The sequence below is a fragment of the Aquisalimonas sp. 2447 genome, assembly GCF_012044895.1.
Lineage (GTDB): Bacteria > Pseudomonadota > Gammaproteobacteria > Nitrococcales > Aquisalimonadaceae > Aquisalimonas.
Genome location: NZ_CP050695.1, coordinates 2,280,132 through 2,302,917, shown reverse-complemented (window position 1 = coordinate 2,302,917; position 22,786 = coordinate 2,280,132). Strand labels below are relative to the sequence as shown.

Here is a 22,786-nt window from a genome sequence, read left to right as displayed (position 1 = left end):
CCCCGCCTATTCTCAATTTGCAGCGGATAACAACAAGGGCGGAGGAGAATGGCATGGCAATGGCGCTGAAACTCGAGCCGGAGAAGTGTACCGGCTGCATGCAGTGCGAGATGGCCTGCTCGTACGAGAACGAAGGGGTGTTCAACCCGGCCAAATCGCGGATCAAGGTGTTCAACTTTCACGAGGAGGGCAAGTTCGCCCCCTACACGTGTACCCAGTGCGAAGAAGCCTGGTGCATGCACGCCTGCCCGGTGGAGGCCATTGTCGTGGACATGGTCACCGGCGCCAAGAACGTCCTCGCCGATGTCTGCGTCGGCTGCAAGGTCTGCACCATTGCCTGCCCCTTCGGTACGGTCAACTACGAACCCGACTCCGGCAAGGTGATCAAGTGCGACCTCTGCGGCGGTGATCCCTGGTGCGCCAAGGCGTGTCCCACCGGGGCCATTACCTACGTGGACGAAACCGATACCACCTACGAACGCATGCGGGCCTGGGCCCAGCAGGCACCCTCGGCGCCGGCGCGATTCAATCCGCCGCAGCCGAAGGAAGTGCAGGTGTTCGAGCGCTGAGGCGGAGGATCAAGACATGGCCTGGACTGGAAACGTGCTGCGGGTGAATCTCACCAATGGCAGCGTCAAGAGCGAGCCCCTGAACATGCAGTGGGCGCGGGAGTATCTGGGTCAGCGAGGGCTGGCCACCAAGTACCTGGCGGAGGAGGTGGACCCGACGGTCGATGCGCTGTCGCCGGAGAACAAGCTGATCATGGTCACCGGCCCGCTGACGGGCACCATGGCGTCCACGGGCGGACGCTATTCCGTGGTGACCAAGAGTCCGTTGACCGGTGCCGTCGCCTGTTCCAACTCCGGCGGCTACATCGGTGCCGAACTGAAAATGGCCGGCTGGGACATGGTGATCTTCGAAGGGCGTTCGGAGAAACCAGTGTACCTGCATATCGAGAACGACCAGGCGCGTCTGCTCCCGGCGGACGAGATCTGGGGCAAGTCGGTCTGGGAAGCGGACGGGATCCTGCATCGCCGCCACCAGGATCCGGACATGCGTATCTCCTGCGTGGGGCGGGCTGCAGAGGCCGGCAACCTGTACTCCGCCATCGTCAATGATCTGCACCGGGCGGCGGGGCGCTCCGGTGTCGGCACCGTCATGGCGTCCAAGCACCTCAAGGCGGTGGCGGTGCGCGGCACTCGCGGTGTGGGCAACATCAAGGACCCGATGCGTTTCATGCAGGCAACGGAGGCCGGCAAGAAGGTGCTGGCGGACAATGCCGTCACCGGTGGCGGCCTGCCCCAGTACGGCACCCAGGTGCTGATGAACGTGATCAACGAAATGGGCGCCATGCCCACCCGGAACATGCGCGAAGTCCAGTTCGAGGGCGCACACAAGATCTCCGGCGAGGCCATGCACGAGCCCCGGGAGAGCGACGGCAAGCCCAACCTGACCACCAACGCCGCCTGTTTCGCCTGCACCATCGCCTGTGGCCGGATTGCCACCATTGATCAGGGCCACTACACGGTGCAGAACAAACCCGAGTACTGGCACGCGTCCGGAGGGCTGGAGTACGAGGCCGCCTGGGCACTGGGCTCGGACACCGGCGTGGATGACATCGAGGCGTTGACCTATGCCAACTTCCTCTGCAACGAGGACGGCATGGACCCGATCTCGTTCGGTTCCACGGTGGCGGCGGCCATGGAACTCTACGAACTGGGGGCGTTGACCAGTGAGGACACCGGTGGTGTGGAGCTCAAGTTCGGTTCCGCGGAGGCGCTCACCACCTGTGCCGAGCTCACCGCCCGGGGGGAGGGGTTCGGCAAGGAACTCGGCCTGGGGTCACGGCGGCTGTGCGAGAAATACGGCCACCCGGATCTGTCCATGACCGTGAAGAGCCAGGAGTTCCCTGCCTATGATCCCCGCGGCATCCAGGGCATGGGGCTGGCCTACGCCACCTCCAATCGCGGTGCCTGTCACCTGCGGGGCTACACCGTGTCCTCCGAGGTGCTGGGCATTCCGGAAAAGACCGATCCGCTGGTCACCGAGGGCAAGCCGGAGCTGGTCAAGGCCTTCCAGGATGCTACCGCCGTGGTGGACTCCGCCGGCCTGTGCGTGTTTACCACCTTTGCCTGGACGCTGGACGATATCACCCCGCAGATCGACGCCGCCTGCGAAGGCGAGTGGACCACCGAGTATCTGCTGGAGGTGGGCGAGCGCATCTGGAACCTGGAGCGGGACTTCAACCTCAGGGCGGGGCTCACCGGCAAGGACGACACCCTGCCCAAGCGCTTGCGCAAGGATGCCGCCAACGTCGGGCCGGCCAAGGGCATGGTCAACGAGGTGGAGGCCATGATGCCGCTTTACTACCAGGTTCGCGGCTGGACACCCGAGGGCGAACTCACCGAGGAGACGCGGCAGCGGCTGCGGCTGTGAATGCGAACGGCAACCGTGCCGCGCGGCGCCGGTCTCCGGTGTCGTGCGGGGCTGGGTTCCAGCTTTCGAAGGTAAGCGACCATGCGACATGTGATCATTGGTGCCGGCCCGGCGGGTGTGGTGGCGGCGGATCGGATCCATCATCTGGATCCGGACGGGGACATCACCCTCATCAGCGGCGAACCGGAGCCGCCGTATTCGCGGATGGCCATTCCGTACTATCTGATCGAGCAGGTGGGCGAGGCGGGCACCCATCTGCGCAAGGACCAGGCGCATTTCAGTCAGCAGCGTACCCGGGTGGTTCATGACTATGTGGAGCGCGTCGATCCCGCCGGTCATGCGCTGACCCTCAGGGAGGGGGGAAGCCTCGGCTACGATCGACTGCTCATCGCCACCGGCTCACAGCCCCTCAAACCGCCCATCCCCGGGGCAGACCGCCCTGAAGTTCATGCCTGCTGGACCCTGGCGGATGCGCGGGAGATCATCCGGCTGGCCACGCCGGGTGCCAAGGTGGTCCTGATCGGGGCGGGCTTTATCGGTTGCATCATCCTGGAGGCCCTGGCCCTGCGGAAGACCGACGTCACCGTCGTGGAGTCGGATAACCGCATGGTGCCGCGGATGATGGATGATACCGCCGGAGGCATGATCCGCCGCTGGTGTGAGAGCAAGGGCGTGACCGTCCACCTGGAGAACCGCGTCGACGCCATTAACGATGGGGCGAACGGCCACGAGGTTTCCGTGCATCTGGCCGATGGCCAGACGCTGGACGCGGACCTGGTGATTACGGCGGTGGGCGTGAAACCCAATACCGGTTTCCTGGATGGTGCCGGTCTGGACATGGACACGGGGCTGCTGGTGGACCGTCACTTGCGCACCAGCGCGGAGAACATCTACGCCGCTGGCGACGTGGCCCAGGGTGTCGATTTCTCCACCGGGCAGTACGCGGTGCACGCCGTCCAGCCCACGGCTGCAGACCACGCCCGGGTGGCCGCCAGTAACATGACCGGCCACACCCAGGCCTATCACGGCAGCGTCAACATGAACGTGCTGGACACCCTGGGGCTGATCTCCAGCTCTTTCGGCCTGTGGATGGGCAAGGATGGTGGCGACAGCGTGCAGTTGCATGATGCCGAGCGTTACCGATACCTGAATCTGCAGTTCGAGGATGACCGTCTCGTGGGTGCAAGCGCCCTGGGGCTCACGGAGCACGTGGGTGTCCTCCGCGGACTGATCCAGACCCGGGTGCGCCTGGGCAAGTGGAAGAAACGCCTGCACGAGGATCCGATGCGGCTCATGGAAGCGTATATCGGCTCCACCCAGCCGCTTGGCTATAACGCCCATGTCCTCTGATGCACGCAAAGCGTTGCCGGTGGACGCTGGCGAGGAGATGATCACCCTGCGGGTGAAGCTGTTCGCCAGCCTGCACGTGTATTTGCCGGAAGGCAGCATGCGCAACGCGGTGGACCTGCAGGTGCCGGCGACGATCACGCCCAACGAGTTGCTGGACCGGCTGCATGTCCCGCGGGATTTGGCCCACCTGGTGCTGTGCAATGGTGTTTACCTGAAACCCGAGCAGCGGGAGCAGCCGGTGTTCGTGCCCGGGGACGCATTCGCCGTATGGCCGCCGGTCGCGGGCGGGTGATGGCGCAGGACGGCGGCACGCCGCAGGGTGAGAGCCGGGTCGCGAAGGATATGGGGCTACGGGAGGCCGAGTTTCTGGCGACGCTTCCTCGGGTGCTGAGTGGATTTGTCTGGGAGCGGCGGGAGGCCAGCGTGATCCGTGCGGTGGACGGTGACCGCGAGCTGCTTCTCCAGTACGGTCCGGAGACCGTCCGGTCCATTGCCGCCGTGCGTCTGCCCCGACTGCCGGTGACGCTTGTTTTTCGTGGGTTCACGGACGCCGAGCGTGACAGCTTCCTGGCGCATTTCGATCGGCGTTTCCGCCGCGGGGGAGGTTAGGGCTGCGAAATCCCCGACTTTCTGCTATACCGGTATCAAGCAAGCATCATTGTGGTGTCAGGCAATAGCCGGCAACCGGCAATTGGAGGGGTGCCAGCCCCTCCCTTCTTATACAGAGCCCCCGTGCGCCAGGTGCGGCGCGCGGGGAACTCAGGAAGTGAAGGTCGGCGACCCGCACTCAGTCTTCATCCACCCGCTCGCAGACGATGTCCTTGATCTCGAACTGGATGGTGTGACCCTGTTCGTCCACCTGGACTTCTTCGAACTCCATCTCGCGCTTGGCAAGCGTCTGCGCTTGTTCCTCCGTTTCCGCCTCCACGACAACGCCGGATTCCTCCGCGTCGATCTCGTTCTGGCCGGGAACCCGGCACCGCCAAAGGGCCATTCTCCTGCCTCCTGATACAACTCCAGTGACACCACAAGCCTAGCGCTACCTGGTGCGATTCGTCGAGGGTTCAGCGGGGCATTTCCGATTGTGTGACGGCTGTGGTTGCGTCCTGCCGGGGTTCGTGCCACAAAGCAGACTGGTCAGTGTGCTGACTCCAACCCATCGGCCCGAGGTCCAGAATGCCGCCCTTCCCCGGCAAACGGTCAGATCGCCTGCCAGTGCGCGTGAGCCTGATGTATGCCGCCGTGGCCGCAGTCTGGATTCTGTTCAGCGATACTTTCCTGTTGTGGCTGGGTCTGGACGTGGACGGCCAGGTCGCCGTCAGTGTCGGCAAGGGGCTGGCCTTCGTCGGCGTTACCGCGGCCCTGCTGTACTTGATCCTGTCCCGTGTCACCGCCGAGAAGCAGCGCGCCCAGGAGGATCTGGAGCGTGCGGAGCAGCGCTACCGCGGGCAGGTGGATGCCCTGTCTCACGGAGTCGTGGAAGTCGATCAGCGAGGCCGGGTGGTGTTCGCGAACCGGGAGGCGGAGGCGCTGCTGGGCGCTGCCGCGGAGGAACTCGAGGGAGCGGAGCTGGGCGACTGGCTTCAGGGTACGGAAGCGCACCGTTGCATGGGCCGGGCCCTGCGTGCGGCGGTGACTAACGACGTCGACAGCAAAGGGATGTTCCTGGCCCGGGCGGGGCAGCAGCCCCGGGGCGCGCCCGTGGACCTGCAGTTCCGTTGGCGGTTCCTTGATGTCGGCGACACCGTGCATCTGCTGTTCGAATTCACGGATGTCAGCGAATGGCAGCAGACGGCGGCGGAAAGCCGAAGGCTGACGGCGGTGCTGGAAGCAACCACCGATATGGTGGGCACCATGGACCGGAAAGGGCGGCTGAGCTACCTCAACCGTGCCGGTGAGCGGGTCCTCGGTGTCAGCGCCGGCGATGGCCCGGAGAGTGCGAATATACGCGCCCGCATGCCTGGCTGGGCGCAATTGGTGCTGGATGAACGCGCCATGCCCGCGGCGCTGCAGAAGGGTGACTGGGCCGGGGAGTCCGGCATGCTGGACGCTGATGACCGTGAGTTTCCGGTGTCCCAGGCACTGATCGCACACCGGAATGAACAGGGGCGACTGGAGAGTTTCTCCTTCATTCTGCGGGATATCAGCGAATGGAAAGCGCGGGATGCCGCGCTGTACGCGGCCCGGGAACAGTACCGCTCACTGGTGGAGAACACCCACGACGGCATCGCCGTCGCACAGCAGGGCCGCGTGTGCTACGTCAATCCACGTCTCTCGGCGCTGCTGGGTTTCGATGGCCGCGAGTACATTGGCCACCGTTCCATGGATTTTGTGCACCCGGAGGACCGGGAACGCGTGCGCCATTGGTACCGCGCCATTCGCGACAGTGCGCCCAGGGATGAATGCATCACCTTCCGTTTCCTCACGGTCAATGGTGACGTCCGGCATATGAAGGCCCGCGCCAGTATCGTTCTGTGGGAGGGGGATCGCGCGGTGCTGTCGTTCTTCGAGGATGTCACGGAGCGGGTGCGCGCGGAGGACCGGCTCGAGTACCTGGCGGAGTTCGATGCGCTCACCGGCCTGCCCAATCGGGATCTGTTTCTCAGCCGCCTTGAGCAGACCGTGTCAGATGGCGGTCAGCGCAATCCCCTGGCGGTGGTCTACCTGAACCTGACCCGCTTCCAGATTTTCAACGACAGCTATGGTCACGCGCTCGGGGACCGCCTGCTGCGGGCGGTGTCCGAGCGGCTTGCGGACGCACTGGGTGACGAGGACATCGTCGCCAGGATCGGGGGTGACGAGTTCGTCGTGTTGCTCACCGGTCTTGGCGATACCGATGCCATACCGCAGGGGGTACGCTCGATCATCGGCGCGCTGCGCGATCCGCTGGTCCTGGACGGTCAGGAGTTCTTCGTCAACGCCAGTGCCGGCATCGCCGTGTACCCGGATGACAGTGACGACGCGCAGGTGTTGCTGCGTAATGCCGCCAGTGCCCTGGAGACGGCCAAACAATCCGGGCCCGGTGCCTACCGGTACTACGCCGCCGGGCTGAATGAGCAGGCCCGGCGGCGGCTGGCGCTGGAGACTGACCTGCGTCATGCCCTGAGCCGCGGGGAGTTCGAGGTCTATTTCCAGCCGCAGGTGGCGCTGAGCGACGGCATGCTCAAGGGCTCTGAGGCGTTGCTGCGCTGGAATCACAGCGAGCAAGGCATGATTATGCCGGGGGATTTCATCCCCCTGCTGGAGGAAAGCGAACTGATCCTGGACGTGGGCGCCTGGGTCCTCCGGCGGGCCTGCGAGATGCAGCGTTACTGGGAGCGCCAGCACGGCTCCCGGGTGCGTGTCTCGGTGAACCTCTCCCCCCGGCAGCTGGAGGATGATGCCCTGTTGCAGCGGGTCGGCGCCATTCTGGACGAGACGCTGGCGAGCCCCGAGTGTGTGGAGCTGGAAATCACCGAGAGCTCCCTGGTCCACAATCCTGCGCAAGCCGCCCGGACCCTGGAGGCGCTCAAGGCACTGGGGCTCAGTATCGCCGTGGATGATTTCGGCACGGGCTATTCCAGTCTCAGTTATTTCCGGCGTTTTCCCGTGGACACCATCAAGATCGACAAGGCCTTCGTGGCCGAGGCCACCAGTGATCCCGATACTGCGGAGATCATCCGGGCGATCATCGCCATGGGCCACAGCCTGGGCTGTCAGCTCATCGCCGAAGGCGTGGAGACCCTGGGCGAGCTCCGCTTCCTCCGCCGGGCCGGGTGCGACTGGATGCAGGGCTACTATCTGGCTCGGCCACTTCCGTCCGCCGAGTTCGAGGGCCTGGTCAAGGAGAACGGGCCCTTGGCCCGGGTGGCGGGCGCGGACGACCGTGGGCCGGTGGTGCTGGTGGTGGGGCGCAACCCAGGGCTACCGCGCAAGGTCGCAGCCGCGCTGCCCGACGATGCGCCGGCGCCCATCGTTGTCACAACGGCGGCGGAGGCGTTCGAGGAGATGGCCAGCCGCGAGCTGGCTGCCGTGGTAGTGCATCAGGCGCCAAAGGGAATGGACCCGTTGCCGTTCCTGTACCGGACCCGATTGCTCTATCCGGGGGTGCGGCGTCTGCTCATTGGTGATGCCGGGGACGTACTGCTTGCCGCCCAGGTCGGTGAGGCAGCTCCGGTTCAGGAACTGCTGACCCATCCGCTGGGCCAGGATGCAGTGGATCGTGCGGTTGAGCGGGCCGTACGCAGTTGGCGTGCCCCCAAGGCAGTCCCCCTGCGGCGCTGAAACCCGGCTCGCTGCCGCTAGGGCGACGGAGCGCCGTCCTGCCCGCACAGCCGGTACAGCGCGGCGATCAACTCCTCGGTCCGTTTCGCTGGCAGTGGCGGTGTGGCCGCGGGGTCCAGGGTGTCGAGCAGTTGTCGACTCCATGTGTCCTCGCCGTGGCGGAGGGACTCCAGCGGACCCCACCAGGCCACCTGGAATGCCGGTTGGGCAAGCGCATTCACCGCATCCCGCAGCCGCGGGTCGGGGCCACGGATCTCGAGAGCGGCCAGGGTGTCCTGAAGGCGGTCACGCATCCGAACGTAATCCAGCCCCTCGATGCCGTGGCGCCGCGGCTCCACGCGCGCCAGGTAGTGGCCGAGTTCGCTGCGCCCGGAAAACCAGGCACTATAATGCCGGCCGGATTCCAGGTTGCGCGTGACCAGACCAGTCCGGTAGCGCCGCGGGTCCCGCGTTGCCATCATTGCCTCGATGGCCTCGATTTCCATGCCTTCCCAGGGAAACATCGGTGTCCTGCATGGTGGCGAAAAGACCTATGGTACCCTCACGGCTCGTTTCGTTTCAGCGACCCAACGGTCACCCAGAGGGCTGGCAGTCACCATGGCGGATGAACGCATCTATCGCATCATCTTTGTCAACCAGGGGCAGATTTACGAAGTCTACGCTCACGGCGTGCAGCAGGGCAGCCTGATGGGCTTCGTGGAAGTGGAAGCGCTGAGCTTCGGCGAGCGCACGCAGGTCGTGGTGGATCCCTCGGAGGAAAGACTCCAGTCCGAGTTCGAGGGCGTCAAACGCACCTACATTCCCATGCACTCGGTGGTGCGGATCGATGAAGTGGAGCGTGTCGGACCCGCGAAAGTCACCAGCGCCGAGGGCAACGTCACGCCGTTTCCCGGCATGCCGGGCCTGAATCCGGGGCCTGGCAGGAGCTGAATGGTCTGGTCTTGATGGAGGCGGCACGTACCAGCCGCACCCCGGCGCCCGAGTCCACTGCTGCGGCTGCTCCCTTCCGGGCCTGACCGGATTCACAGTGTATCGTCGCGAGGGGACCAGCACGGGCCGCCATTGAGCGAATCGTGCGTCCTGTGGCGCCTCAACGCCAACAGGTGCGACAGGGTAGCGACCCTGTCGCCGGGACACAAGTCAGGGCAGGCTCACCTGGATGCTGAGCATACCCGCCTGGAAGTCGTTGCGGTCCTGGTACTCAGCGCGGATACGCGTCAGCGGGAGCACACCGATGCTCCCGCCAACGGCGTACATGCCGCCATCGCTGTCGCCCCATTCGTAACCCGCCCGGGCGTGCAGGTTGACCAACGGCAGGGTGGTGAGGGTGCCCTGAAGCCCCGCATCCCAGTTGTTGTAGCGGGTATCGCCATCATCGTCGAAGCTTCCCGTGCGGGTATACCCACCTTCCAGCCCAAGACGGAATACCAGCGGCACGCGGAAGAAGTCGTAGCCACCGTAGATCCGCGTACCGTACCGGGAGTCGTTCCCGCCGTCGTCAAAATCGGTGTAGACCACACCGGCGCCACCGAACAGGCTGGCGTTGGCCGCTGCCGGGGCGATGGCAAACAGCGCCGCGGCGCTGATCAGCATGAGCCGGGCCATGGAAGCACTGGAGTTCATGGTTATACCTGTCTGAAGATTGAAGTCAGCGGCCATCGTGCACGAAACGGGACCGGAAAGGCCAGGCCGCGTCAGTGGATCACTGCCACCGGACACGCCGCTTTGCTCAACAGGGCATGACTGACGCTGCCCACCAGCGTCTCCTGCCAGCCGCTCAGGCCGCGCCGGCCCATGATCACCATGCTCGGCTTCTGCTGATCGTTGACATGGTCCAGCAGCGCGTCGGCGGCCGGCCCGGCGAGTTCATGTTCGGTAATCCCGGCCGGAATCTCGCCCAGGTGGGTGCGGGCCCGGGCGAAGGTACGCGCGGCTTCCTCGCGTCCCGCCTGCAGGAACTCTTCCACCATCGCTTCGGTATAGACCGGCGCCTCGCCAAGGGTACTGTAACCGCCGTCGGCTTCCGCCGGATGTCGGGCATAGGCAAACAGCAGCTGGACCGCTGCATTGCTGCCGCGGGCGATCTCCCCGGCGAGCCGTGCAGCCTGATCACAGCTGGAGGAGCCGTCCACCGGCACCAGGATCTGCTGCACACCCGCGGTATTGGCGGGGTGTTCATCTGCATGCACTACCATCACCGGGCAGTCTGCCTGGTGGACCACGGCATCGCTGACGCTGCCCAGCAGCAGCTTCCGGATTCCCCCCAGGCCACGGGTTCCCATCACCACGATGGCCCCGGGAGTCCGGTTGGCCTGTTCCGTGATCACGGTGGCGGGATCGCCGTGGTGTTGCAGGTCATCGAGTACGAGCGTTTCCGTGTTCTCGGTGACGGTTTCCGCAAGGCCGCGACGGGCGGTTGTCAGCACTTCGTTGGCGGTGTCGCGCTTTGCCGCCAGATCGGCATCGGTGGTCGCGCTGCGGTTCCCGGGAATATCCGACAGCTCGGCGGGGCCTGCGGGCATGACATGCAGCAATTGCATGTGCGCTCCGAGGTGGCCAGCAAGCTCGGCTGCCCGGGCCACCGCCCGGGCAGCGTGTTCCGAGCCGTCGACGGGAATGATGATGGTGTGATCCTGCTTGTCCATGCCGGCCTCCGGCGTTGTCTCTGCGGGGACAACTAGAGTAAGCGGAAACCGGCGCAGTGGGTGTTGAGCGAGGTCAAGCGTTGGACACGCAGCCGGCGAGTAACCCCGGTGGCAGGACGATTCCTGCCACCGGGGCGGGTGCTCAGTGGTCCATGTCGTGGCCCTCGTGTCCGTTGTCGGGGGCATGTTTGCGAACGGTGGCTTCAACGCGGGCATTTTCGCCGTTGTCGAAGTGCAGACGGATGGGCACTTCGTCACCGTCGGCCTCGGACAGCGGTTCACCGATACGGTCAATCAGCATGATGTGATAGCCGCCGGGCTCCAGTACCGTGGTGTCGCCGGCGGGCAGGGCAATCTCGTCCAGGTGGATCATGCGCATGGTGCCGTCGTCGCCCTCCCGGCTCTCGTGCAGTTCCACGCGCTCGAACAGCTCGCTTTCGGCTGCGAGCAGCGTGCGGTCGGCGGAGCCACTGTTCTCGATACGCACGTAGGCCGCCGAGCGGTCGGAAACCGGAGGGACTTCACGGACCCACGGATCATGGAGGGTGAGGCCCTGAAGCTGGTCGGCCTGGAGGACCCCGGTGGCGATCGGCATCAGGGCGGCGAGCAGTGCGGATCTACGAAGCATCTGAGTCATAACCCTTGGGTGTGGTGGTGTCGGTGTTGGCCGAGAATAGTACTGTCTTCCCGGCGGGAATTACCAGGGACCATCGACTCAGTTCCCTGACAGCGTGTTCTGGATGGCGGCCTCCAGATCGTGGAAACGCTTGAGCTGCTGCTCCAGCTCCTCGGTCTTTGCCTGCTCCCGCTTGAGTTGCGCGGCAAGGGCGTCGATCTCCGCCTGACGGGTCTGGTGATCCGGGCGTCCGGCCTGTCCCGGGCTTGCCTGGGAGCCGGGGATAAACGTGCTCTCGTTCTCGCGGCTGAGACTGATCAGGTTACGCACGCGCAGGCGTAGCCGCCGGTTTTCCTTCTCCAGCATCCGTGCATTGTCGCTTGCCTCGCGGTTGCTCTTCTTCAGTTTCTGCATTTCCCGGGAATAGGTGTGCTTGATCACCTCCTGCGCCTGCTGAGCTCGCTCCAGCTTCTGTTCCAGCTCGCTGATGGCCTGGCGCTGATCTTCCATCAACTGGGGCGCCTTCCGGCTGGCCCGGTCGACGCGTGAGCTGGCCGCGTCAACGACACTGTGCATGCGGTTCATGCGGTGCTGCTGCCGGCGTTCCCGGCGCACCTGCTCCGGCTGCGCCTGCTCGTAGCTCTCCGCGGTGGCGGCCAGGTAGTCGTCCAGCACTTCGCGCTCGCCGGCGTACCGCTGCAGCGCAGTCTCGATGCGGTCGCGGGTCATGGGGTCCGTGCCGGCGCTGCGCAGCGCTGTGTGCAGCTCAGCGTTGGCCTTGCTCTCGCGGGATGCCTGCCGGTGGAGGCGCATCCAGGCGTCCCGGAACGGCCGTAACTCCTGGATCTCCTGGCGCAGCTGGGAGACTGCCTGCTCGCGCTCCCGCAGTTTACGCCGCAGGGCTTCCGTCCCCGGTTCCTGGGGCTGCCCGGACTGGGCGTCCGCATCGCTGAATCCTGATCCGGCGACGTCACTGAACAGGCCGATCAGGGCCTGCGTTGATGCCATGCGCAGATCCCAGATTTCCGCATCACGGTCCCGGGCCGCTTCGGTGTGTCGCAGTTCCTCCTCCAGGAACCGCCGTGCCAGTTTCGCCTTGCCGGATTCCTTGCCGCCGGAGCGCCTGCGGTGACGGGCCTGGTCGTTCAGCCGCTGGGACAGGAACCTGTAGTACGCCTCACGGCGGCGGGCCAGATGGAGTTTCTCCGAGGTGAATACAGCGGCCTCTCTGGCCTTATTGCGATACAGCCACCAACCGATGGCCCCCAGCACAAGAGCGATCAACGCCACTTCCCCCACGAGAATCAGGAGCAGCAGCAGTTGCGAGAAGTCGTCCATGAGGGCCCCGATGGTGTCTGTGGAAAGATGCATTCGCATGGGTGACGATTTCTGCGACGTTAGCAGCGAGACAAGGTGTTTGCGGTGCACCATGTCTCAGAATCACAGGGAAGCCCCGGTGGCCGGGTGTGTGCGATCTTCCCCGGAAGGTTACTATGGCTGCATGATGACCGTTCCGCGTTGGGCTCGGGCACGTTGCAGGGGGAGATGGAATGACCAGAAAAATCGATACCGCGAAGCTTGATCGTCTCTCCGCCGAGGCCCGCCGGGCCGCCGAGGAGCGCGGTCGTGGTTACCGGGAGCAGGCCCTGAAGCTGTTTCCCTGGGTGTGCGGGCGCTGCGCGCGGGAGTTCGACCGCAGCAATGTCCGTGAGCTCACCGTGCATCACAAGGACCACAATCACGACAATAATCCGCCCGATGGCAGCAACTGGGAACTGCTCTGCGTTTACTGCCATGATAATGAGCACCAACGATTGCTGGAGGCGGGCAATGGGTCGGCTGGTGCTGACAGCACGAAAGAGAAGCCCGGTGCCACGCATTCCCCGTTCGCCGATCTGAAATCCCTCTTGGGCAAGGACTGATCCCTGGCCCGGAGGCCTCACAGTGACGCGGACCGGAGACGAAGTGGGTGAGTGACGAGCGAATGCCGGTTTACCGGGTGCTGTCGGGCTCGGTGGCCATTCTGGTCGGGCTTGGTCTCGCGCGCTTCGGGTACCCACCGCTGGTGCCGGGCATGGTGGAGGCTGGCTGGTTCTCGGCGGCGGCCGCTGGCTATCTCGGCGCCTCGAATTTGCTGGGGTACCTGGTGGGCGCCCTGACGGCATCACGCTTCGGCGAGCGCGTCGGTGCCGCAGCCGCCATCCGGTTCAGTCTGGTGTTGATTGCACTGAGCTTCCTGCTGTGTGCGTGGGCGGCGCCGTTCGCCTGGTTTTTTGTCTGGCGATTTGTCTCCGGCTGGGCCGGCGGCGTGCTCATGGTGGTGGGCGCCTCCACGGTGTTGACGACAACGCCGCCGAGCCGGCGGCCCATGGCCGGCGCCATGGTGTTCAGCGGGGTTGGTCTGGGCATTCTGTTTGCGGCCAACATCGTGCCCTGGCTCACCGCCGTGTCGGTGAGCTGGGCCTGGGCTGCGCAGGGGGCACTGTGCCTGGTGCTCGCCGGAGCGACCTGGTGGGCCTGGCCGGGGAAGCAGGCGTCTCCCGCCGCGGCCTCGCCAGCCAGCGAGGGGGCGCGCGCCGGGCGTGGTCTATCGCTGGTGGTGCTGCTGGTGGTGGTCGGGTACGGATTGCAGTCCGTGGGCTATGTGCCGCATACACTGTTCTGGGTGGATTTTCTCGCCCGGGAGCAGGGGCACGGGACCGGATTTGCCTCGGTTCAGTGGAGCATCTTCGCCCTGGGCGCCATCATCGGACCGTTTTTCTCCGGTTGGTTCGCCGGACGCATCGGCTGGTACGGGGCATTGTTGGTTTCGGTGACCCTGATGGCCGGTGCCGTGCTCCTGTCCAGTGTCGCCGAGGCGTTCCTGCTGGTGTCGCTGTGTTCACTGGTGGTGGGCGCCATGGTGCCCGGGCTGGTCTCCATGACCTCGGGCTATCTCGCGCAGCTGGTTCCGCTGGCGCAGCATCAGCGCGCCTGGGGTTGGGCGACCACGTCCTTTGCGCTTGCCCAGGCCGTGGGAGGCTACGCCCTGGCTGGCGTGTTCGGGGTGGTCGGGACCTACCCGCCGGTGTTCGTGATCGGTGGCATTTCCCTGGCGCTGGGCCTGGTGGTCACGGCGCTCACCGGATCAGGCCGGGCGCGCGCCTGAGTCATGCTGTGGACCCCGGCGACAGGGCGGGACTGTCTTGATCCGGGTCAAGAGAACTTGCGCCACACCCTGTAACAATGCATGTTCCGGGTGAGGCGCCGAGCAGCCCCGGTGAGTCGCTCTGCGGACTGTTCGGTGTCTGCCGGCGGAGTTTGGCGCCGGCCGGCTTTGTTATTCACATCACGGCAGCAAGCCCTTCGGGATTCCGTTGGCATGGCAGGAGCGCCTATTCCCCGATCTCCCGCGATCGCTGGAGCGCCGTGCCAGCCAGGAGTCCGATCTCATGCAAGACCCCTATCCCACCCTGATCGATGCCCTGGGGCGTATCGTCCCGGCCGGGCGTCTGAGCACCGACCCGGTGCGTTTGTTGGCCTACGGTACCGATGCCAGCTTCTATCGGCTGATTCCCCGGGCGGTGGTGCACGTCAATACCGGGGATGAACTCGCCCGGGTCCTGGCGGAATGTCGGCGAGCCGGGGTGCCCATGACGTTCCGCGCCGCCGGGACGTCCCTCTCCGGACAGGCGGTTAGCGACTCCATTCTGATTCAGCTGGGGCAGACCTGGCGCAGCCACGACATCCTCGAGTCGGGTGCAGCCATTCGCCTGGATCCCGGCGTCATCGGCGCCCACGCGAACCGCCTGCTGGCCCCCTACGGCCGCAAGATCGGGCCGGATCCCGCATCCATCGGCGCCTGCATGGTGGGCGGCATTGCCGCCAACAATGCCTCCGGTATGTGTTGCGGCACGGCGCAGAACAGCTACCGGACCGTCCGGGACATCAAGGTCACCCTGGTGGACGGCACCGTTCTGGATACGGCGAATCCGGACAGCGTCTCCCGTTTCCGGCGGGACCGCGCCGATCTGGTGGCGGCACTGGAAGATCTGGGGCGGGAGACACGCGCCCACGATGAACTCGCCGCGAGGATCCGTCACAAGTACCGGCTTAAGAACACCGTCGGTTACGCCCTGAACAGTCTGGTGGACTTCAGCGACGGGGTGGAGATTCTCAAGCACCTGATGATCGGCTCCGAGGGCACCCTGGGCTTCATCAACTCCATTACTTACCACACCGTGCCCGACGAGGCGCTGAAGGCGGCGGCCCTGGTGATCTTCCCAGACATGGCTGCCGCCTGCCGCGCCACCGCTGCGCTGAAGGGCCTGGAAGCGACGCCCGTGGCCGCGGTGGAACTGATGGACCGGGCGGCACTGCGGTCGGTGGAGGACACCCCGGGCATGGAGGCCACCCTCAAGGGGCTGCCGGACGGTGCGGCGGCGCTGCTGATCGACGTGCGGGCCGAGGACGAGGACACCCTGGCCGCACGCAGTGATGCGGTTCACGAAGCCCTGCATGCCATCAGCACGGTGAATGCGGTACGGTTCGCCCGCGATGCCGAGACCTACGGGCTGTACTGGAACATCCGCAAGGGCATGTTCCCCGCCGTCGGTGCAGTGCGGGATACCGGGACCACGGTGGTCATCGAGGACGTGGCGTTTCCCATGGAGAGCCTTGAAGAAGGCGTTGGCGAACTCATCGCCATGCTCGGCCGCCACGGTTACCACAACGCCATCCTGTTCGGTCACGCCCTGGAGGGCAATCTGCACTTCGTGTTCCCGCAGGGGTTCGATGATTCCGCCGAGGTTGCGCGGTATCAGGGCATGATGGACGAACTGGCCCAGCTTGTCGGTGTTCGCTACGGGGGGTCGTTAAAGGGGGAGCACGGTACCGGCCGCAACATGGCGCCGTTCGTGGAACTGGAGTGGGGCACCGATGCCTACCAGCTGATGTGGCGGATCAAGGAGCTGTTCGATCCGGAGACGCTGCTGAACCCCGAGGTCATGCTCAGCCGCAACCCGCACCTGCACCTGCAGAATCTCAAGCCCCTGCCGGCGGCGGACCCCATTGTCGACAAGTGCATCGAGTGCGGGTTCTGTGAGCCCGTATGTCCGTCCCGGGACCTGACGCTGACGCCGCGGCAGCGTATCGTTGTCCGCCGCGAGATTGCGCGGCTGGAGCGTGATGGCGGCGATCCCGAGCGGCTCGCCGCCCTCCGGACGGGTTATGCCTACGACGGCATCGAGACCTGTGCGGCGACGGGGCTCTGCGCCATGCCCTGTCCGGTGAATATCAACACGGGGGATCTGGTGCGCCGGCTGCGGGAGGAGGCGCATGCTGGCAGAACCCGTGGCGCCGCCTTTGCCGCCCGGCACTTCGCCGGTGCCACCGCGCTGGCCCGGGGCGCTCTGCGCTCCAGCAGCCTGGTTCATCGACTGGTGGGCACCGAGTCCATGGACCGTATCACCGGGATCGCCCGGCGGATCAGCGGTGGTCGCCTGCCGCACTGGTTGCCGGCAACGCCCACGGCGCCGTCCATGGCGGTGCTGCGAGAAGCGGACCGCGACTCCGGGGGCGCCCGGAATGGCGGCACGGTGGTCTATCTACCGTCGTGTGCCACCCGCATGTTCGGTGCCTCCACGCAGGAGTCCGACACCCGCTCCACCATGGAGCTGACCCTGGCGGTGCTGCGCAAGGCCGGTTTCCGGGTAATCGTTCCCCGGGGAGTCAATGGCCTGTGCTGCGGCATGGCCTTCGAGTCCAAGGGCCTGTTCGAACAGGCGGACAGCAAGGCCGAGGAACTGGGGGAGGTGCTCATGGACGCCAGCGACGGCGGACGCTTCCCGGTGCTGTGCGATACCAGCCCTTGCACGCTGCGGATGCAGACCACCCTGAGTGACGAACTCGACCTGCACGAACCGGTGGAGTTCATCCACGAACGGGTGCTGCCCCGACTCACCTTGACCCCGAAGGAGGAGCCCATCGCGGTGCATGTCACATGCTCCAGCACCCGCATGGGTCTGGGGTCAACGTTTGTTGCCGTGGCCCGCGCCTGCGCGCGCAATGTGACCGTGCCGCCGGACATCCAGTGCTGTGCCTTCGCCGGTGACAAGGGGTTTCGCACGCCGGAGCTCAACGCCTCTGCCCTGAGCACCCTGCGGAGCCAGGTGCAGGGCTGCGTTGCGGGCTATTCGAACTCGCGGACCTGCGAGATCGGCCTGACCGAGCACGGTGGTATCCCGTACCGCTCGATCATGGCGCTGGTGGATGAAGTGAGTCAGCGCCGGGAGTGACGCGCGATGCCGCCGACATGATGGCTTCCAGGGTTGGTAGGATCGTCGCCCTGGTCGTTGGCAAAAGGAAAACAGGATGAGCGATCCGCAGTACGATCTGGTGGTGTTCGGTGCCACGAGTTTCGTCGGCAGCATATTGACGCGGTATCTCGCCGCCACCTTCGGCACCGATGGCAGGCAGCTCCGGTGGGCCGTCGCCGGGCGGTCGCCGGAGAAGCTGGCCGCCCTGAGGGACGCGCTGGGTGAGGGCGGTCAGACCCTGCCCGTGGTGGTTGCCGACGCCGGCGACGAGGAGGCCCTGCAGCGCCTGTGTGCGGACAGCCGGGTTGTCGTCTCCACGGTGGGTCCGTACGCCCTGTACGGCGAACCGCTGGTCCGGGCCTGCGTGGAGTCGGGCACGGACTACTGTGATCTCACCGGCGAAATCCAGTGGATCCGGCGCATGCTGCGCCGCTACGAGCAGCGCGCCCGCGAGACCGGTGCGCGGATCGTGCACTGCTGCGGGTTCGATTCCATCCCCTCGGATCTGGGCGTGTATTTTCTGCAGCAACAGGCCCGGGCGCGGTTCGGAGAGCCGGCCACCCGGGTGAAGATGCGCGTGCGGGCGATCCGTGGCGGCATGTCCGGGGGTACCGTGGCGAGCCTGATGAACGTGATCCAGGAGGCCCGGCGGGACCGTCAGCTTCGCCGGGAACTGGCGGACCCTTATTCACTGTGCCCGGAAGGGCACGGTCAGGGTGTCCCCCAGCCGCGCATTCGGTTTGCCGGGCAGGACCCCGATTTCGGCGCCTGGGTGGCGCCGTTCATCATGGCGCCGGTGAACACCCGCGTGGTGCTGCGCTCCAACGCGCTGGCCGGTGCCGCCGGCGTCGCGGGACTGCAGTACGACGAGGCATTGATGACCGGACGTGGTGTTCGGGGTGGGCTCACGGCGGCGGTGACGGCGCTGGCAACGGGGGGATTCGCCATGGCGGCGGCCCTGGCGCCCTTGCGCCGGCTCCTGCAACGCTTCGTGCTGCCCGGGCCGGGGGAGGGGCCGAGCCCGGAGGCCCAGGAGCGGGGCTTTTACGATCTGCGCTTTCATGGCCGCACCGCCGACGGCCGGGAATTACGGGTGCAGGTGACGGGCGATCGCGATCCGGGCTATGGCTCCACCGGCAAGATGCTCGGGCAGGCGGCGGCCTGCCTGGCGCTGGATATGGACAGGGATTCGGTGCCCGGCGGCTTCTGGACGCCGTCGACGATCTTCGGGGACCGGCTCCTGCACCGCCTTGAGGCCCACGCCGGACTGGCCTTCAGGATTCAGGAGTAACCCGGTGGTTTGTTTTGTCTCCCGGTCTCGGAGTCGTTGATGTTGATGAAGTGCCTTTGCAGCCGCCTGATGACAGGGGTGCTGGTCCTGGTGGGGCTCGCTCTCGGCGGTGTCGCCAATGCTGATCGGCCCATCGTTGCCGCGGCATCGGACCTGCAGTTTGCACTGGAAGAGGTTGCCGGGCAGTTCGAAGAGGACACTGGTCTCTCGGTGCGGCTCAACTTCGGCTCCAGCGGCAATTTCCGCCGGCAGATTGCCCAGGGCGCGCCCTTCGAGCTTTACCTGTCGGCGGACGAGGAGTACGTGCTGGCGCTGGAGAGAGAAGGGCATCTGGTGGACGAGGGCGTTTTGTACGCCATCGGCCGGATCGTGGTAATGGCCCCCAGGGGCGATCCTGCGCAGATCGTCAGTGAGTCCCTGGAGCCGCTCCAGGAGCGGCTCCAGGCCGGCGATATCCGCCGTTTCGCCATCGCCAACCCGGAGCACGCGCCTTATGGCGTGGCGGCCATGGAGGCGTTGCAGAGCGCCGACCTGTGGGATGCCATCCAGCCGCGGCTGGTGTTCGGTGAGAATGTCTCCCAGGCAGCGCGCCTCGCCCTGTCCGGCGAAACCCAGGGGGGGATTGTCGCCTATTCCCTGGCCAGGGCGCAGCGGATCGCCGAGCGCAGTGACTACGCGTTGATTCCCCGGGACCAGCACACACCCCTGCGCCAGCGCATGGCTCTGGTTGATGGGGCGGGGGAGACCGCGCGGCGCTTCTATCAGTATCTCCAGGGTGACGCCGCCCGGGACATTCTGGAGCACTACGGCTTCGCCCTGCCGGAGGACGACGACTGACGGCAGCGCGTTATTCTCCGCCGAGCGATTGCCGTGGTGAGTCCTGCCGGCAAGGTGGGTAGAATGCCGTACGCCAACGGGCAACAGGATCCGGATTCATGAGTGCAACCGGCCCGGCCACGGGTGATCGCCACGAGGTGTATGCAGCCAAGCGCCATGTCACCATCGTGGGTGCCCTGGTCAATGTGCTGCTGGCTGCGGGCAAGATCGCCGCCGGCGTGGTGGGTCAGTCCCAGGCGCTGATTGTCGACGGTGTTCACTCACTGTCCGACCTGGTCAGTGATGCCCTGGTGGTGTGGGCGGCGCGCATGGCCTCGCTGGACCCGGACCACAATCACCCCTACGGCCACGGCCGTTTCGAGACGGCCGCCACCGTTGGTGTCGGTGCGCTGCTGCTGCTGGTCGCCGGCGGCTTCGCCTACGACGCCATCGTGCGCCTGCTGCGCCCGGAACTGCTGGGTGATCCGGGGCTGCTGGCGTTGTCCGTGGCGGTCCTGTCAGTGGTGTTCAAGGAAGGGTTGTATCACTACACCCACCGGGTGGCGGACGACTGCTGTTCCGACCTGCTGCATGCCAACGCCTGGCACCATCGCTCGGATGCGTTGTCGTCGGTGGTGGTCATCGGTGGCGTGCTCGGTGCCATGGCCGGTCTGCCCTGGCTGGATGCGGTGGCTGCGCTGGTGGTGGCACTGATGATCGGTGCCGTGGGCATGCGCCTGGCATGGCGGTCCGCCCAGGAACTGGTCGACACCGGGCTGGACCCCGAGGAAGTGCGTTCCATCGGCGAGTTGATCGACGAGGTGGACGGCGTGCAGCGCCACGACGATCTGCGGACCCGGCAGATGGGCAACGAGACGCTGGTGGACGTGCGCGTGCGGGTGCCGCCGGATATCTCCATTTCGGAGGGGCACCGCATCGGTGACGCCGTGCTGGAGCGCGTCCGTGGGCAACTCGACCATGTGGCGGACGTGTTCGTCCATGTGGACCACGAGGGCCCGGAGGCGCAGCAGCGCAGTGCCGAACTGCCCCTGCGGCCGGAGGCCGAGGCGTCCCTGCGAGACGCCTGGGCGGATTTGCTGCCCGGGATTGCCGAGGCGGAGCTGGTGCTGCATTACAGTGGCGGCCAACTGCATGTGGACGTGATCCTGGCGCGGTCCGCTGTGGCCCACGCGGGTGCAATGCCCACGGTGGAGGCTCTCCACCACGCCACGGGGCATCTGCGCTTTCTCGGGCGCATTCGGCTTCTCCAGGATCTCTCCGAAGACGGCTGAAATCTCCCTTTGCCTCTGCCGTACGGCGCCGGGAGTCGTTATCCTGCGGGCATGGATCAACAGACTCTCAAAGATGCCCTGGAACGGGGCAAGGCCGTTGAAGGCCACTTCGACGGTATTGACTACGCCCGCCTGGTGGAGAGCATGGCTGGCTTCCGCCGCGGTTCCGCCGTGCTGTCTGACGGTGGCGTCGTTCCCGGGTATCCGTCCATCGGCCGCGTTCAGTCCCTGGCGGCGGGGCTGCAGCGCCATTATCAGGGCCCGTTCTGGGCGGAGGAGAAGATGGACGGCTTTAACGTGCGCATCGTCCGCGACGGTGATCGCACGGTGGCGTTCAGCCGTGGTGGTTTCATCTGCGCCTTCAGCACCGACCGTCTGCCGGATCTTCTGGACACCACAGCCCTCGACGACCATCCCGAACTGATCCTGTGCGCGGAGATCGCCGGCCCGGACAACCCCTATCTGGAGGGGCATCCGCCCCGGGTCACCGAGGACGTGCAGCTGTTCGTGTTCGACATGATGCGCAAGGGGGAGGACGGCTTTCTGCTGCAGGCGGAAAAGATGGCACTGCTGGAGCGCTACGGGCTGCCGTCCACCCGCATTTTCGGGCGGTTCCGGCCCGGCGATGTCGCAGAACTGGAGCAGCTGATCCTGAAACTCGACGCCGAGGGCAGCGAAGGCCTGGTGTTCAAGGGCGAGACGGACGGGGGGCGCGCCAAGTACGTCACCGGCCGCTCCAGCGTGGCCGATATCGAAATCTGTGCCGACCAGTTGCTGGACCTGCCACCGGAGTATTTCACCAATCGGCTGCTGCGGCTGGGCCTGTTCGTGGCCGAGCACGGCCAGGCCGGCGATGCGGAACTGGAGCGCAGTCTGGGGCGCGCCTTCATCGACGGTGTCACCCGGGCCGTGGCCCGGAGTCGGGGTGTCGGCCGCGTGGGGCGGCGGTTTCGCTGCCGTTTCCGGGAGCGCCGCCATGCCGAGATGTTCATGCAGCACATCAAGGCCACTGGCGGTCAGCGAGTGCTCATCGACGAAACCATGCCTCTGCAGGAAAGCAGTGGTTACTGGCTGCTGGAGTTCGAGCGGGTGCTGGAGCGCATGACCGGCACGCTGGCCAATACCCTGGCGGGCGCATCGCAGTACGACTGAGCCGGAAACAGGGTTGCCTACCCGTGATCGCCGGCCAGATTCTCCATCACCCGCCGCAGGTAATTGGCGGTCACCAGCTTGACGCCCATGCGGTTGCCGAGCTTGCGCATGCCTTCATCGGCGCTGGCCAGCTCGGCGTCCAGCTCCATGGCCAGGAGCACGGCGTCCACGTCCTCCCGGGAATCCACCAGCCCCTTGCGCATGGCCTCACGGAAGCGCTCGCGCAGGTGCGTGATCAGTTCCGGCGGCATGTCCGCCGAGGCGCCGGCACGCTTGGTGTGCTCCTCGGCAATGCGCAGCCCGCGATCGATGCGCCCGCGCACCTCGTCGATGAACTCGTAGAGCACTTCGCTGGGAATGGTCAGGGTGAAACGCCGGGGTGATCGCACCCAGATCTCCGTCTCCAGGTCACCGGCGAGGTCCGGCTCCAGATCCCGCATGGTGCGGAATTCCTCGTACACCGACAGCGGCATGTAGAACTCCGCCGGGCAGCGCCGCGCAATCCCCAGGAAGGTGCGCAGGGTCTCCACGTGGGTGTCGCCGAACTGATTGGCCACATGGGGGTTGGTGAACACACTGGTGTCGAGCACGAATCTGCGCATGGGGCTCCCCGGGCCGGCTCTCTCTGG

At 65.9% G+C, this 22,786-nt stretch carries 21 protein-coding genes and 1 other RNA gene; 14 read left to right on the top strand and 8 right to left on the bottom strand.

Annotation, left to right across the window (positions count from 1 at the left end):
* Positions 1 to 53: 53 nt before the first annotated feature.
* The 5 genes from KU884_RS10850 (at position 54) to KU884_RS10830 (ending at position 4,395) form a co-directional block, all read left to right on the top strand.
* Positions 54 to 569 (top strand): 4Fe-4S dicluster domain-containing protein, encoded by a 516-nt coding sequence (locus KU884_RS10850; protein ID WP_167782660.1) that lies wholly within the window; start codon positions 54 to 56, stop codon positions 567 to 569.
* Between the two features lie 16 nt (positions 570 to 585).
* Positions 586 to 2,436: an aldehyde ferredoxin oxidoreductase family protein gene (locus KU884_RS10845; RefSeq protein ID WP_167782659.1), complete on the top strand. Its 1,851-nt coding sequence runs from the start codon at positions 586 to 588 to the stop codon at positions 2,434 to 2,436.
* Positions 2,437 to 2,517: 81 nt separating this feature from the next.
* Positions 2,518 to 3,786 carry an NAD(P)/FAD-dependent oxidoreductase gene (locus KU884_RS10840; protein WP_167782658.1) on the top strand — a complete coding sequence of 423 codons (1,269 nt, stop codon included), beginning with the start codon at positions 2,518 to 2,520 and terminating at the stop codon, positions 3,784 to 3,786.
* Positions 3,776 to 4,078: a MoaD/ThiS family protein gene (locus KU884_RS10835; RefSeq protein ID WP_167782657.1), complete on the top strand. Its 303-nt coding sequence runs from the start codon at positions 3,776 to 3,778 to the stop codon at positions 4,076 to 4,078. The genes KU884_RS10840 and KU884_RS10835 overlap by 11 nt, the downstream gene beginning before the upstream one ends.
* Complete coding sequence (locus tag KU884_RS10830) at positions 4,054 to 4,395, top strand: hypothetical protein (RefSeq protein WP_167782656.1); 342 nt, start codon at positions 4,054 to 4,056, stop codon at positions 4,393 to 4,395. The genes KU884_RS10835 and KU884_RS10830 overlap by 25 nt, the downstream gene beginning before the upstream one ends.
* A gap of 178 nt (positions 4,396 to 4,573) precedes the next feature.
* Here the strand turns inward: KU884_RS10830 and KU884_RS10825 are convergent, their stop codons facing one another.
* A complete protein-coding gene (locus KU884_RS10825) occupies positions 4,574 to 4,780 on the bottom strand; it encodes a hypothetical protein (RefSeq protein WP_167782655.1) in 207 nt (68 codons plus the stop codon).
* 182 nt (positions 4,781 to 4,962) lie between these two features.
* Here KU884_RS10825 and KU884_RS10820 point away from each other — a divergent pair, with 182 nt between their 5' ends.
* Positions 4,963 to 8,049: an EAL domain-containing protein gene (locus tag KU884_RS10820; protein WP_167782654.1), complete on the top strand. Its 3,087-nt coding sequence runs from the start codon at positions 4,963 to 4,965 to the stop codon at positions 8,047 to 8,049.
* Between the two features lie 17 nt (positions 8,050 to 8,066).
* Here the strand turns inward: KU884_RS10820 and KU884_RS10815 are convergent, their stop codons facing one another.
* Positions 8,067 to 8,552, bottom strand: coding sequence for a hypothetical protein (locus tag KU884_RS10815; RefSeq protein ID WP_167782653.1), 486 nt, complete (start codon positions 8,550 to 8,552; stop codon positions 8,067 to 8,069).
* A gap of 94 nt (positions 8,553 to 8,646) precedes the next feature.
* Between KU884_RS10815 and KU884_RS10810 the strand changes: the two genes are divergently transcribed.
* Positions 8,647 to 8,979, top strand: a complete 333-nt coding sequence (locus KU884_RS10810) for a DUF1820 family protein (protein ID WP_167782652.1) — start codon at positions 8,647 to 8,649, stop codon at positions 8,977 to 8,979.
* A gap of 25 nt (positions 8,980 to 9,004) precedes the next feature.
* On the opposite strand, the gene ffs is transcribed toward KU884_RS10810, so the two are convergent.
* The 5 genes from ffs to KU884_RS10785 form a co-directional block, all read right to left on the bottom strand.
* Positions 9,005 to 9,101: signal recognition particle sRNA small type (ffs, locus tag KU884_RS10805), an RNA gene on the bottom strand.
* Positions 9,102 to 9,189: 88 nt separating this feature from the next.
* A complete protein-coding gene (locus KU884_RS10800) occupies positions 9,190 to 9,672 on the bottom strand; it encodes an outer membrane beta-barrel protein (protein WP_167782651.1) in 483 nt (160 codons plus the stop codon).
* Between the two features lie 71 nt (positions 9,673 to 9,743).
* Entirely contained in the window at positions 9,744 to 10,694 is a 951-nt protein-coding gene (locus KU884_RS10795; protein ID WP_167782650.1) for a universal stress protein, read from the bottom strand.
* 142 nt (positions 10,695 to 10,836) lie between these two features.
* Positions 10,837 to 11,322, bottom strand: a complete 486-nt coding sequence (locus KU884_RS10790) for a copper chaperone PCu(A)C (protein ID WP_167782649.1) — start codon at positions 11,320 to 11,322, stop codon at positions 10,837 to 10,839.
* 87 nt (positions 11,323 to 11,409) lie between these two features.
* Complete coding sequence (locus tag KU884_RS10785; protein WP_167782648.1) at positions 11,410 to 12,687, bottom strand: hypothetical protein; 1,278 nt, start codon at positions 12,685 to 12,687, stop codon at positions 11,410 to 11,412.
* A gap of 173 nt (positions 12,688 to 12,860) precedes the next feature.
* Between KU884_RS10785 and KU884_RS10780 the strand changes: the two genes are divergently transcribed.
* From KU884_RS10780 to KU884_RS10750, 7 genes are all read left to right on the top strand, one after another.
* On the top strand, positions 12,861 to 13,232 hold the full coding sequence (locus KU884_RS10780) for a YajD family HNH nuclease (RefSeq protein ID WP_174813735.1): 372 nt from the start codon (positions 12,861 to 12,863) through the stop codon (positions 13,230 to 13,232).
* Positions 13,233 to 13,279: 47 nt separating this feature from the next.
* Complete coding sequence (locus KU884_RS10775; protein WP_167782647.1) at positions 13,280 to 14,458, top strand: YbfB/YjiJ family MFS transporter; 1,179 nt, start codon at positions 13,280 to 13,282, stop codon at positions 14,456 to 14,458.
* A gap of 283 nt (positions 14,459 to 14,741) precedes the next feature.
* Positions 14,742 to 17,585, top strand: coding sequence for an FAD-binding and (Fe-S)-binding domain-containing protein (locus KU884_RS10770; protein WP_167782646.1), 2,844 nt, complete (start codon positions 14,742 to 14,744; stop codon positions 17,583 to 17,585).
* Positions 17,586 to 17,661: 76 nt separating this feature from the next.
* Entirely contained in the window at positions 17,662 to 18,897 is a 1,236-nt protein-coding gene (locus KU884_RS10765) for a trans-acting enoyl reductase family protein (RefSeq protein WP_167782645.1), read from the top strand.
* 39 nt (positions 18,898 to 18,936) lie between these two features.
* Positions 18,937 to 19,734 carry a molybdate ABC transporter substrate-binding protein gene (modA, locus tag KU884_RS10760; protein WP_217351348.1) on the top strand — a complete coding sequence of 266 codons (798 nt, stop codon included), beginning with the start codon at positions 18,937 to 18,939 and terminating at the stop codon, positions 19,732 to 19,734.
* A 98-nt stretch (positions 19,735 to 19,832) separates the two neighbouring features.
* Positions 19,833 to 21,005, top strand: a complete 1,173-nt coding sequence (locus tag KU884_RS10755) for a cation diffusion facilitator family transporter (protein ID WP_167782644.1) — start codon at positions 19,833 to 19,835, stop codon at positions 21,003 to 21,005.
* Between the two features lie 51 nt (positions 21,006 to 21,056).
* Positions 21,057 to 22,157, top strand: coding sequence for an RNA ligase (locus tag KU884_RS10750; protein WP_167782643.1), 1,101 nt, complete (start codon positions 21,057 to 21,059; stop codon positions 22,155 to 22,157).
* Between the two features lie 17 nt (positions 22,158 to 22,174).
* Here the strand turns inward: KU884_RS10750 and KU884_RS10745 are convergent, their stop codons facing one another.
* The gene (locus tag KU884_RS10745; RefSeq protein ID WP_167782642.1) at positions 22,175 to 22,759 is read right to left on the bottom strand and encodes an RNA ligase partner protein; all 585 of its coding nucleotides are present in this window, start codon (positions 22,757 to 22,759) and stop codon (positions 22,175 to 22,177) included.
* Positions 22,760 to 22,786 lie beyond the last annotated feature (27 nt).